Raw genomic sequence first — 13149 nt, 5'->3', positions numbered from 1 at the left:
GAAGGTGAAAAAGCAGCGGTAAGGTTGTGACAGGGCAAATAAAAAAGGAAAGCGAGTGCTTTCCTTTTCGTAGACGAATATTTTATGCGCTGAAGATTTGTGCAAGCTCGTTTTCGCATAAATGATACTGACGAGGGCAGTTGCGCCAAGTTTGTAGCATACGACGGTATTTATCCAGCATTGGCATTTGGCTGTTAAAGTGATGGTCTGCTTTATCAAATTGAGGGTACAGACCTTCAGAATCAATAAGGAAGCGCACGTAATGGACTTGTTGGGCCTCTGAAGCAATATCAAACCCAAGAAACTGCAAGCGGCGCTGATCCACTTTGTTACGATCTTCGGTATCGAGCATGTTGTAAGATTCTTGCATCGCGTGATACATCTCCATAACGTCGATGATCTCACGACACTCCGCTTCTGAGAGACAGCCGAAATCTTTATTCAACTCACGCATTTGTAGCTCATAGCCACGTTCAACGATCGTTTGTAAGCGTTTGTATTTGGCCGCATTACTTGGATCAAGTTGAGACATAAGGTTGTATTGGTTTGATAGAATCAAACGTTGAGCGTTTGACATTTCCATGATGACCTCACTAGATATCTAATACATTTTTAATGTGCTTAGGTTAACGCTTAAGACATGAGTGAAACATGATCTCAACACATATTTAATACTAAAAAATGGCAAGAACTGTCACTTTTGACCAGTTTAAAAACACTTATTTATGGTAATGATTGTATATGTAGTCTCGGTCTGAAAATACTCTTAGCCACTCTGGCTTGAATACAGTTAAAACCGCCAGTGACATACCATTTAATAGGCCCTCAGGGAAGGCAAGCAACGGTACAAAAATAAAGTAGTTATGTTGAATGGTTTCCCAGTCGTAATGACCAACCGATAAATGGTAAAAGGAGTTAATCAGCAGGTGCAGGCTTCCTGTGATCGCGCCGTTGAAAAAACCTGCAACGAAGATGAATACAAAAATGTTTCTTGGCAAGTAGTGATAACTCAAAAGAAAGACGAGGTAACTAATGAAGATAGGAAGCAGGGCAGACAATACTAAAGACGTGGGTAACTGCAACAACGACACATCATGTAGCAGGTGGTTGACCAGCATTGCAGGGATACTGATTAGAAAGGCCATACGCCAACCATACATCATCGTCAGCGTTGTTAGCGCGAGAAAATGAATCTGTAGTCCTTCTTTTACGCCAGCTTGAGTTGCCCATAAGATACTGAAAAAAAAGAGTGTTGCAAAAACGAGGTGCTGAAATGCTTTTTCCTTTTCAAGCTTGGGCCAAACTACTTTTTTCCAATCTGGTAGACAGTAGGCGAGTACTATCCAAAGTATGACAACCAGCGAGCCCAAGTTAAACCAATCCATGTTACTACCTTCCTATGCGATCATGACGCAATCATTTCTATTGTTCTTTTTATACCTAAATCACCTCATAGAGATTCATTGAAGGTACTTAGGTATAGTTAAAAAAATACCAGCAATATGCTGGTATTTTAAAGAGGTTAGTCTTGCTGTTCACTTAGTATTTTACGTTATCGTTGTACTGCGCAAGAATTGATTGAATCTCGTCCATAGTCTCCTTCGGTGGAGGGTTTACCCCTTCGAGTGGGTATTCTAGGCCCAATGCTTCCCATTTATGGGCACCCAATTTGTGATAAGGAAGTAACTCGACCTTTTCGATGTTATCCATATCTTTAATAAACTCACCAAGCATGTGTGCCGCTTCAGGGTCATCTGTGTAACCAGGCACGACTACATAGCGAATCCAAGTTTTCTTTCCGATTTTTTGCAAGTAACGAGCAAAATCCAATGTACGTCGGTTCGATACGCCGATGAGATCTTGGTGCACTTCATCTTTCATGTGCTTGATATCAAGCATTACTAAGTCTGTTGCATCCAGTACTTCATCGATAACATCAGTGTGTTTACGAACATAACCGTTCGTATCTAGGCACGTATGAATACCTTCTGCCTTAGCTGCGCGGAAAAAGTCCCGTACAAATTCAGGCTGAAGCATCGCTTCGCCGCCAGAACAAGTAACGCCACCACCTGATGCATTCATGAAGTGGCGGTAACTTTTCGCTTCGGAAATGATCTCTTTAACCGTAACTTCTTTGCCATCATGCGTATCCCATGTATCGCGATTGTGGCAATACTTACAGCGCATCAAACAACCTTGCAAGAAGACGATAAAACGAATACCAGGTCCGTCTACGGTACCACATGACTCAAATGAGTGAATACGACCAGTTGTTGACATCTTTTGCTCTCATTACTAGTAAATTCTAGCTGTTATTTTATTACAAAAAGCAGGGTTAAAACAGCTTTGTCGGTACTAAAGGCAAGGTTATGTGAAGAAAGAAAATAGATAGACCAATCTAAATAAATGCTTGATCACAGGGTTGGTTAATACCAAACGAGAGAACTTGCCTCGTATTTAGATTGGTGCGGATACAGGGATAAGTCAGCTTTTAGAAAAAGGCGAACACAGAGAAGGAGCCTGTCCCATAAATATCAGTTTGGGATTCTTCATAATCTGGCGTTTTTATCGTAAAGGTTAGGCTTGCACCGTAATTTTGGTTATACCAAGTTGCACCCGCTACGGCGCTTGCTTGCCAATTTTGCAGTGTGACGTCGTATGGCGCGGATGGCTCAGGAATACCAGGGCGATCACCTTCGATGGTCATGTCATTGAAACGGTAACGACCTTCAAACCCCGTAAATAAGAACCAGCTTGAAGTATCCTGTGCGAGCATACTCGCTGAGAACGGGCTCTCAACACTAATATTGGCGGCTCCGATGCTGCTTGCTAGGTTTGTACCCCAACGAAACATGACGCCTTGAGAGACATCACTACGGAAGTTACCCGCATTGATGTCGTTAATGTTGGTGATTTCCCATTGCGTTTTTTGTCCTTCGCTGCGCATCAATTTATTAAATACGCGGTAGCCAAGGCTAAACGCCACTTTATCGTCGATCTGGTAATCCCAACCTTGTGGGTCAGTCGAGCCTGTTATGCCGTGAACGATTTCTTGCGCTTTTTCTGAAAGCGAACTTTCACCTGTTGCACCGATGGTGAAGTTGTAGCGGACGGCTTTGTCATCAGTCAGAGAAAGATAGTTGATCTCAGTATGTAGATAACCCGCATATGGGCGATCATTGACCAGTGGATAATCCGCTTCAATGTCGCTCGGAGTCCACATTTTGTGGCCAAGAACCAACTCTATTTTATCGATATTGGCGTGTTCTGAGTCAGCCAGACTCAGCCATTTCCATTGGCTTTCTTGTTTCAGTTGGCCTGTTGCGTAGGAAAGAAAAATACCATTTGTGTAGTCTTGGTCGACGCCGAAAATACCATCATTGTCGAGTGTAAAAGAGACCGTAGACTTAGTGGATGCCATCGCAACTGGAGAAAGAAGAGTAAGAACAATTAATTTACTGAGTTTCATATACTTTATTTACTAACTTTTTTCGCATCATACGTAAGAATGTGGGCAAAATCTTTCGTAATATCACAACTTTCATTCAAGAAATAAAAAAAGGCTGATGCTTCTAAGCATCAGCCCTTGTTGTATCACTAAAACGTTATTTCGCTAAAGTCTTATAGAGACTCTGTGAATGTACGTGCGATTACGTCAGCTTGTTGCTCTGCAGTTAGAGAGTTAAAGCGAACAGCGTAACCAGATACACGGATTGTTAGCTGAGGGTATTTCTCTGGGTGCTTAACAGCGTCTTCTAGAGTTTCGCGGTTAAGAACGTTCACGTTTAGGTGTTGACCACCTTCGATACCCGCTTCGTGGTGGAAGTAACCATCCATCAGGCCAGCTAGGTTAGCGCGTTGTGAACCCTCATCTTTACCTAGTGCATTAGGTACGATAGAGAATGTGTAAGAGATACCATCTTGTGCGTCAGCAAACGGCAGTTTTGCAACTGAAGTTAGTGATGCTACGGCACCTTTCTCATCGCGACCGTGCATTGGGTTAGCACCTGGAGCAAATGGAGCACCAGCACGACGACCGTCAGGTGTGTTACCAGTTTTCTTACCGTAAACCACGTTTGAAGTGATAGTAAGAATTGACTGAGTAGGGATTGCATCACGGTAAGTCTTAAGCTTACGGATTTTGCCCATAAATACAGAAACAAGTTCACATGCGATATCATCAACGCGTGGGTCGTTGTTACCAAATTTAGGGTAATCACCTTCGATTTCGAAGTCGATTGCTAGACCGTCTTCGTCACGGATTGGCTTAACTTTTGCGTATTTGATTGCAGACAGAGAGTCAGCCGCAACAGATAGACCAGCAATACCACAAGCCATAGTACGTTTAACGTCACGGTCATGTAGAGCCATTAGTGCCGCTTCGTAGCTGTACTTGTCGTGCATGAAGTGGATAGCGTTTAGTGCAGTCACGTACTGCTTCGCTAGCCAATCCATGAAGTGGTCCATTTTCTCCCACAACTCATCGTAGTTCAGTACATCGCCTTCGATCTTCGGCATTTGTGGACCAACTTGGATTTTTAGCTTCTCATCCACACCACCGTTGATGGTGTAAAGCATAGTTTTCGCAAGGTTAGCACGAGCACCAAAGAACTGCATTTGCTTACCAACAACCATTGGAGATACACAACATGCGATTGCGTAGTCGTCAGAGTTCATGTCTGGACGCATTAGGTCGTCGTTTTCGTACTGGATTGAAGAAGTATCGATAGACACTTTCGCACAGAACTTCTTGAAGCCTTCAGGTAGTTGCTCAGACCAAAGAACAGTGATGTTTGGCTCTGGAGAAGGACCCATTGTGTATAGTGAGTTTAGGAAACGGAAGTTTGTACGAGTAACTAGCGTACGACCGTCAAGACCCATACCACCCATAGACTCAGTTGCCCAGATAGGGTCGCCAGAGAATAGATCATCGTACTCAGGAGTACGTAGGAAACGAACCATACGTAGTTTCATTACGAAGTGGTCGATCATTTCCTGAGCTTGTTCTTCTGTGATACGGCCAGCAGCGATATCGCGCTCGATGAAGATGTCTAGGAACGTAGAAGTACGGCCTAGAGACATTGCCGCGCCGTTTTGAGATTTAACAGCAGCTAGGTAACCGAAGTAAGTCCACTGGATAGCTTCTTGTGCAGTTTCAGCAGGACGAGAAATGTCACAACCGTATTTTGCAGCCATTTCTTTGATTTGACCTAGAGCACGGTGTTGCTCTGCGATCTCTTCACGAAGCTGCATTGTCATTTGTAGGTCTTCGCCGTTCTCGAAACGCTCTTGTAGAGAAGAGAACTGTGCGAATTTATCCTTCATTAGGAAATCAATACCGTATAGAGCAACACGACGGTAGTCACCGATGATACGACCACGACCGTATGCATCAGGAAGACCAGTCAATACGCCAGACTTACGACACGCCATGATTTGTGGAGTGTAGATGTCGAAAACGCCTTGGTTGTGAGTTTTACGGTATTCTGTGTAGATTTTCTTAACTTGTGGGTCAAGCTCGCGGTTGTAGGCTTTGCATGAGCCTTCAACCATACGGATACCACCGTTAGGGATGATCGCACGTTTTAGAGGAGCGTCAGTTTGAAGACCTACGATAGTTTCTAGGTCTTTTTCGATGTAGCCTGCATCGTGAGCAGTGATGGTAGAGATAACTGAAGTATCAAAATCAACAGGAGCGTGAGTCGCGTTCTCTTGTTTGATGCCTTCCATTACCTTAGCCCAAAGCTTGTTAGTCGCTTCAGTACCTTCAGAAACTAGGAAAGATTCGTCGCCTTCGTACGGAGTGTAGTTCTTCTGAATGAAATCACGAACGTTTACTTCGTTTTGCCAGTCGCCTGCAGCAAAACCTTCCCAAGCTTTAGCAAATTGCTCTGCCATGACATACCTACCTTTTTAGTAGAAAAAAATACGTACTGCTTCGCCGTTGAGCCAGCTATCCCCAAGTTAAAGAGGGGAACAGTACACTCTTATGAATAACAATATTTATAGTCTTAAATTTAAATGTTCGAGTTACAAAACTATAAATATTGTCACTAGTTTTAACGTTTCTCTTTTTAAGCAACAGTTAGAGGTTAAACTAAAATTTTTTTGCAAACCTTAAACTAAATCAATAAATCCTCAAAAATCTCGATAAAAATGGGGTAGCGACTAGCGCTACCCACACATTTTCTGAACTGTCAGCTTTACAGCCAAGCTTGGATGCCATATTGGCCTTCAAGCATACCAACTGCAAGCATAGCAACTAAACAGATAATAAGTACGCTTACTGGGATCACAATCTTGTCTACAAACGACAAGCGAGACGCGCGCTCTTTATCACCAATTAAGCCGTTGTTATCTAAAAGCATAGTTAGTGCCCAAGCTAGAACAGGGTTAACGACTGCTGAACCAAAGATACAGATGCCTGCTGCTTGTGAATCTTTTGAGTCTTTCACCATCTGCATGCCTGCTTCAAGTAGTGGTAGAGAGACACCAACGAGAAGAGCAACGCGCATAACTGGTGGCCATACAGCAACATCCATAGGGAAACCAAGGATTGCAACAATAATACATAGAGAACCTAGTAAGATTGCACCGCCAGGAATAGGGCGCTTCGCGATTGCTGCAGGGATCATGTAAGTCCCCCAAGATGATGTGATGTTACCACCACCGACAGCGGTACCGACCATTTGGCGCACAGAACACATTGTCATTGTGTCATCAACGTCCATCAGTACTTTTTCACTCTTACGTGGGTAGTTCATTTCTTGGAAGATGCGGTGACCCAAGAAGTCAGGAGACCACATTGCTACAGCAAGAATTGCGAATGGTAGAGAAGCAATGAAGTGTTCCATATTAGGAAGACCGAGCATCCAACCTTCTTCTGTTGAACCCCACCAGTAGATTGGGTTTAGGTTTGGAAGACCCGTCTCGGTTACGAATTTAATATCGAAGCCTGCGCCAAGAACAAGTGCGATTGCAAGGCCAGTGAAGGCACAAACAGGGATTGCTAGCCAGCGTTTGTTCACTTTAGCAAGAAACGCGTACAAGCCAATGGTAACCGCAAGAACGATTAGACCGATGTAACCCATGCTACCTGCGGCAACTGTGTCGGATTGCAAACCAACAGCCCAAGCTTGAATGGAATTAATTTGGCTCATCGTTCCGGTTAAACCCAAGAAGATGAGAAGGCCACCAGCCGTACCTTCAGAGGTGAGGTTAACCAGTTTTGAACCACCTTTTAACAGGCTCAGAATTAAACCAAACACACCAATGAGAATTGCCAATGCAAGAGGGTGAGCACCAGCAAGCGCGATGGTACCAATAAGAGGGATCATTGGGCCGTGGTTACCTGCTAGGTTGGCTTTAGGGTTAATAAAGCCAGAAGCAAGTACACAGAAAAGAAGTGCAGGGATGAGCATCTCTACACGGGCAACTTCGATGGCGAAATCTTTGCCCAGATTAACATGGTCCCATGCGGCAGTTAGGCCTTCAGCCCAAGACATCATTACCGCAGAGTACATCGCGATAATACCAATCGTACCGGCAAGTGCTGGAACAAGATCTTCAAGTTCAAAACGGAAGTCACGACCTGGCAAGTTTAAGCCGAAACGACGCGGCTTCATAATTTGTAGTTCGTGGTCTAGGTAGTCTGAACGGCTTGCGAACTCAGATGCTGGACGATGAAGCTCACGGTAGCTCTTGGTCTCGATATCTGAATCAGAGTGCGTTTTGTTAACTGCGTCTGACATAGATTCCTCATATATTTAAAAGTTATGAATTCTTCATTCAATTGTGTTAATCCGCATCCTGCGGCACGCTTATGCTAGCTATTATTAGATTTGTTACACGTCGACATTGTGCCTAAGCATAGCTAATAACTTATTGTGTTGAGGCACAAAAAAATCCTCATCTTTTGGCAGGAGTCTAGCAAGATAGCCATTTAGGGTGATTGATTTAGATCACTTTAAGAATGGTTGTGAAATAAAACTACAGAAAGTTTCTGGCATGCGAATGAGATGGTGAAATCTTGTGTAATTTCATTACACAAGTTGCATAAAATTAGAATTTGTTGCTCTTATCGTTCTGGGATGCAGGTAAATATCAATATTCATGATGATTATATAAAGCTGGCTTTATTCTTGCTTTCTACAGGGCAAAGACTATTTTTTGGCTAATCATTGCCGCTCAGTTTAGGAAAAAGACATGAAACAGCTTAAAGTACTGCCACTAGTGGCAATCATCTCAGGGTTAATGGTCGGTTGTGGCGGCGGTGGCGGTGGCGGCGGTGGTGCTGCGCCGAAAACAGCGTTTACTTTTGATTTTGCTATACCAGCAACAATGACTGAAAGTGAAGCTACTGCGAAAGGTTGTACGGTGTATGACCACAAAACTGAGCTAAACGGTGATAAAACGGTTTTAACCTATAGCGCAGCGTCAAAAGAGCAAGTGACTAACTATGTTATCGGTTACTACTCTGATGCAGATGGCAAAAGAGCCGGAGACATCATCAAACCAACCACTGATAACTTTAAGTTTTATCTTGAAGATATTCCTGACGGCGGCTTTGTAACGTTTCAAGCAATAGAATTTAACGGTAGAGAAGCTCGCGTAAATACGTTTTCAAAAGAATTCTTACAAGATAAGAAACTACGTAATGCCACGTTTGCCCTTAACCGAGACTCTTTGAACAAGTGCTTTACTGGCGGTAACTTAGCAAGCAATAAGTTTACTAACCTAGATTACCGAAATGCTGAATCAGGTGGTGGAGACTACAACTTTGTCTCGCAAACCGATATTTTCACGTCACCTAACCCTGATATGTTGCCTACCGATGAGCTTATGGGGCTTAAAGGTGAGCCTACGGCGTTGTTCCAGTATGAATCTGGTTCAAGCGACAAAGCGCTTTACCAGTATGGTATTGGTTCGTGGGGGACTGGTGAGATCGCCTTAGTCAGAGCGGATAATACGTCAAACATTTATTCGTCTTCTGATTATACTTACGACACTCTCCACATTGGTTTTATTACTAACGGCTTTGCGTATGATGCGCTGAAGCTAGATAAAACGGCCGTTGAATATAATCGCCCTAGTGCAACGAATAAAGAAACTTGGGTCTACATGGCGTTCTCAGAGAATCAAGTTAATGGTTGGGACTCTCTACTTAACGAAACGGTCTCTGATGGATGGGATATTGACGTTGATCCAAGCTCTTACTTAAATATTGATAACCTGCCAAACACAAAACCAAGTGTATCAACACAAGGAAGTGCAGACTCGGTGATTGATCTGGACATGGGTTTAACATCGTCTACAGAAGGCTTTACTCGTGTCGCTTACTTTGCGGCTTCAGGCGACTATAAAGTCACACATCGTATTTTCACAAAGAGCGACAGTGACTCTGTTGTTGTTCCTGAGCTCCATTACTACAATTTCCCAACATCAGCCGTTAACGGTTTGAAAGTTTCAGCTTCGGACGATTTTAATCGCACTGCTTTGGTATTGAGTGACGATAGCAATATCGACTCTAAAGTTTTCATGAGCTTCTTTTCTAATGGTGAAGCGTCAGAGCCTGAGCTAGATGAAGACTTGGATGGCATCATTACTTCTGAAAAAGAAGGCCTAGAAAATGAAGTGACATTACGTACTTCAAACTCATTGGTAGTCAGTCGTTTTAATTAATTCATTACGACCCTAAATAAGTTTCAATTAACACTTTTGTAAATTTATTAAGCCCCTTCTAAAGGGGCTTTTTTATATTTAATATTCAGCTTTTGAAGAATAAGTTGCTATATATTGCATATTAATTTGGCTATCGTATCTTTCTATTCGAATTATTTAGGTTAATAATTTGTTGCAAGTTTCAGGGTGTGGTGCTAATTTGTTCCGAATTAGAGAGGGCGGAGTCCCTTAATTGCAGTGACAAAAACACAGGGAGTAGAGCGCATGAATGATGTACCAGCGCTAGATATAAAAGACCTGCACAAAACATTTGGACAAAATGAAGTTCTCAAGGGAATTTCTCTTGCCGCGCACAAAGGAGATGTCATCTCCATCATTGGCTCTTCCGGTTCTGGTAAGAGTACCTTTCTTAGATGTATCAACTTGCTAGAAACGCCTACCGCAGGCGAAATTTGGGTGAATGGTGAATTAATCCAAATGAAGAACAACCGAGCAGGGGAATCCGTTCCTGCTAATGAAAAGCAAGTGCAACGTATTCGCTCACGTCTAGCGATGGTGTTCCAAGGTTTCAACTTATGGTCACACCTGACAGTACTAGAAAACGTGATTGAAGCCCCTGTTCATGTTCTAGGCGTACCAAAAGCCCAAGCGATTGAAAACGCAGAAGTCTTGCTTAAGAAAGTAGGCCTATATGAGCGTAAAGACTATTATCCTGGACACTTATCTGGTGGTCAGCAGCAACGTGCCGCTATTGCCCGTGCGCTAGCAGTTGACCCTGAAGTGATGTTGTTTGACGAGCCAACCTCGGCGCTTGACCCAGAACTTGTTGGGGAAGTATTAGGGGTAATGAGAGATTTGGCAGATGAAGGACGAACCATGCTGGTGGTCACGCACGAAATGGCGTTTGCGCGAGACGTATCAAACCATGTGATGTTCTTGCATCAAGGCTTAGTGGAAGAACAGGGAAATCCAGCTAAGCTATTTACAAACCCGGATTCGGAACGATTACAGCAGTTTATCTCATCCATTTACTAATATTTTTAGGCGGCAGACTATTGCCTCCTAAGCCAGCACAACAAACAAAACGAAATAAAATAGCAATCACAGGAGTATGGAAATGAAAAAGTGGTTATTAGCAGCAACGATCGCTGCAACGGCAGTATCTGGTGTCGCTCAAGCGAAAGAATGGAAAACAGTTCGCTTCGGCATTGAGGGTGCTTACCCTCCGTTTAGCTGGACAGAAACTGATGGTTCTCTTAAAGGCTTCGACGTAGACATGGCTAACGCGCTTTGTGAAGAAATGCAAGTGAAATGTAAGATTGTCGCGCAAGATTGGGATGGCATCATTCCTTCTCTATTAGCGCGTAAGTACGACGCAATCATCGCTGCGATGTCTATTACTGAAGAGCGTAAGAAGAAAGTCGATTTCACTGGCAAATACGCACTGATTCCAAACAAATTTATTGCCAAGAAGGGTGCGAATCTGGATTTTGACAACCTAGATGGCAAGAAAATCGCTGTTCAACGTGCAACAACACACGACAAATATCTGACAGATAACTATGGCGATAAAGTAGAAATTGTTCGTTACGGTTCTTTTGATGAGGCTTACCTAGATTTAGCCAATGGTCGTGTTGCCGCTGTATTGGGCGACGCCTCTGCTCTAGAAGAAGGTGTGCTTAATAAAGCGGGCGGCGACGCGTACGAGTTTGTTGGTCCGTCATTGACCGATCCTAAGTGGTTCGGTGAAGGTTTTGGTATTGCCGTGCGTAAACAAGATAAAGATCTAACGAAGAAATTGGACGCGGCGATAATTTCACTACGTGAGAAAGGTGTTTATCAAGAAATTGCTGGTAAATACTTTAACTACGATGTGTACGGTGAATAAACCGTAATTAAGCGACCGTTGGCTTGTTCCTAGAAGTAGTCAACGGTCGATTTTTTGAGTTTAGGGATTAGGAACTCACCTATGCTAGATTTACAAGGATACGAAGCTTCGATTTTAAAAGGGGCTTTAGTAACGATAGAAGTTGCAGTGCTTTCACTCCTTCTTGCGGTGATCTTAGGTATGCTTGGCGCATTAGCTAAGTTAGCGCCTTACAAATGGGCAAGGGCGATTGCCACTCTTTACACCACCGTCATTCGCGGCATTCCAGATTTGGTTCTGATGATGCTGATTTTCTTTGGTGGACAAATACTTTTAAACAATAGCCTGTACTCCATTAACGAAACGCTCAATGAGTGGTTTGCTTCGAGTGATCCAAACCATGAATGGACGTCTTACTTACCCGACTATATTGATGTCAGCCCATTTATTGCAGGTGTACTCACGATTGGTTTTATCTTTGGTGCCTACATGGCGGAGACTTTTCGCGGAGCGATCATGGCGGTGGACAAAGGTGAACTAGAAGCGGCGAAAGCTTATGGTATGAGCTCAGCCTTATCGTTTAGAAGAATCTTACTGCCTCAGATGATTCGTCATGCATTACCTGGATTTGGTAATAACTGGTTAGTGTTACTCAAGACCACAGCGTTAGTTTCCATCATCGGCCTGGATGACATGGTGAGAATGAGCTCGTTGGCGGCAGGTACGACGAAAATGCCGTTTACCTTTTACATGGCTGTCGCGCTCATCTTTCTGTTTTTTACCAGCGTTTCGACCGGGCTACTCAAGCTTGTTGAGCGTAAGTTCAGTATTCATGCGAGGTAAGTTATGGATTTTTCTTTGATTATTGAAAGCTTCCCAACTTATCTTCAGGGACTTTGGACGACAGTTTGGCTGGTAGGATTAGCGTTGGTTATCGGTTTGTGTGTCTCGATTCCATTAGCTGTGGCACGTAATAGTGCGAATTATGCCTTTAGCTTACCTTCTTGGGGATTCATTTACTTTTTCCGTGGAACACCGTTGTTGGTCCAGTTGTATTTGATTTATTACGGTATGGATCAGTTCTTTCCTGTGAAAGATACCTTGTGGGAAAACGCCTGGTTTTGTGCTTTAGTCGCTTTTATTCTTAATACGTCGGCTTATACAGCAGAAATTATTCGTGGTGCGATTAATGGCTTGCCCAAAGGTGAAGTAGAAGCTGCCAAAGCGTATGGGATGAGTAAGTTTATGACATACAGACGTATTATCTTGCCTAGTGCACTGCGTCGAGCATTACCAGCTTATTCAAACGAAGTGATTTTCATGCTGCACGGTAGTGCGGTCGCGGGTATCGTTACCATTATGGATCTAACTGGCGCTGCGCGTTTAGTTAACTCACGTTACTATGCGCCATTTGAATCTTTCCTAACGGCGGGGCTGTTCTACATGGCACTGACGTTTATGATCTTGTGGTGCTTTAAAGTGGCAGAGAAGCGCTTCTTGGCATACCTACGTCCTTTAAGTTAATAATTAATGTCAGCAATGGTATCGAAATGGGTACCATTGCTTTTTGATGATTTTGTTATCTTCATTCCTATTTTTCC

General features: G+C 43.3%; 11 protein-coding genes. 5 read left to right on the top strand and 6 right to left on the bottom strand.

Translation table 11 applies throughout. The annotated features are described in order from the left end of the window. Positions 1-82: 82 nt before the first annotated feature. From NB463_RS14410 to NB463_RS14385, 6 genes are all read right to left on the bottom strand, one after another. Positions 83-583, bottom strand: coding sequence for a YfbU family protein (locus tag NB463_RS14410; RefSeq protein ID WP_005390659.1), 501 nt, complete (start codon positions 581-583; stop codon positions 83-85). 136 nt (positions 584-719) lie between these two features. After that, a complete protein-coding gene (locus NB463_RS14405) occupies positions 720-1385 on the bottom strand; it encodes an energy-coupling factor ABC transporter permease (protein ID WP_006742143.1) in 666 nt (221 codons plus the stop codon). A gap of 154 nt (positions 1386-1539) precedes the next feature. Then, positions 1540-2280: a pyruvate formate lyase 1-activating protein gene (pflA, locus tag NB463_RS14400; protein ID WP_258430978.1), complete on the bottom strand. Its 741-nt coding sequence runs from the start codon at positions 2278-2280 to the stop codon at positions 1540-1542. 211 nt (positions 2281-2491) lie between these two features. After that, on the bottom strand, positions 2492-3469 hold the full coding sequence (locus NB463_RS14395; RefSeq protein WP_258430979.1) for a lipid A deacylase LpxR family protein: 978 nt from the start codon (positions 3467-3469) through the stop codon (positions 2492-2494). A gap of 152 nt (positions 3470-3621) precedes the next feature. Next, complete coding sequence (pflB, locus tag NB463_RS14390; protein WP_005390666.1) at positions 3622-5898, bottom strand: formate C-acetyltransferase; 2277 nt, start codon at positions 5896-5898, stop codon at positions 3622-3624. Positions 5899-6203: 305 nt separating this feature from the next. Then, positions 6204-7751, bottom strand: a complete 1548-nt coding sequence (locus NB463_RS14385; protein ID WP_005390668.1) for a DUF3360 family protein — start codon at positions 7749-7751, stop codon at positions 6204-6206. 454 nt (positions 7752-8205) lie between these two features. Here NB463_RS14385 and NB463_RS14380 point away from each other — a divergent pair, with 454 nt between their 5' ends. The 5 genes from NB463_RS14380 to NB463_RS14360 all read left to right on the top strand — a co-directional run bounded on the left by NB463_RS14380 (position 8206) and on the right by NB463_RS14360 (position 13072). Then, positions 8206-9681, top strand: a complete 1476-nt coding sequence (locus tag NB463_RS14380) for a hypothetical protein (RefSeq protein ID WP_053807156.1) — start codon at positions 8206-8208, stop codon at positions 9679-9681. A 264-nt stretch (positions 9682-9945) separates the two neighbouring features. Further along, a complete protein-coding gene (locus tag NB463_RS14375; protein ID WP_005378438.1) occupies positions 9946-10716 on the top strand; it encodes an ABC transporter ATP-binding protein in 771 nt (256 codons plus the stop codon). Positions 10717-10798: 82 nt separating this feature from the next. Further along, positions 10799-11569, top strand: coding sequence for an ABC transporter substrate-binding protein (locus NB463_RS14370; RefSeq protein ID WP_012841998.1), 771 nt, complete (start codon positions 10799-10801; stop codon positions 11567-11569). Positions 11570-11650: 81 nt separating this feature from the next. Continuing rightward, positions 11651-12391 (top strand): ABC transporter permease, encoded by a 741-nt coding sequence (locus tag NB463_RS14365; RefSeq protein ID WP_006742137.1) that lies wholly within the window; start codon positions 11651-11653, stop codon positions 12389-12391. 3 nt (positions 12392-12394) lie between these two features. Then, positions 12395-13072 (top strand): ABC transporter permease, encoded by a 678-nt coding sequence (locus NB463_RS14360; RefSeq protein ID WP_053807157.1) that lies wholly within the window; start codon positions 12395-12397, stop codon positions 13070-13072. The last annotated feature ends 77 nt before the right edge of the window (positions 13073-13149 follow it).

Origin of the sequence: Vibrio sp. RM-41-2B, assembly GCF_024744415.1 — a bacterium.
GTDB classification, from domain to species: Bacteria; Pseudomonadota; Gammaproteobacteria; order Enterobacterales; family Vibrionaceae; genus Vibrio; species Vibrio diabolicus.
The sequence above is the reverse complement of the archived record's forward strand: the minus strand, read 5'-3'. Positions and strand labels throughout refer to the sequence as shown.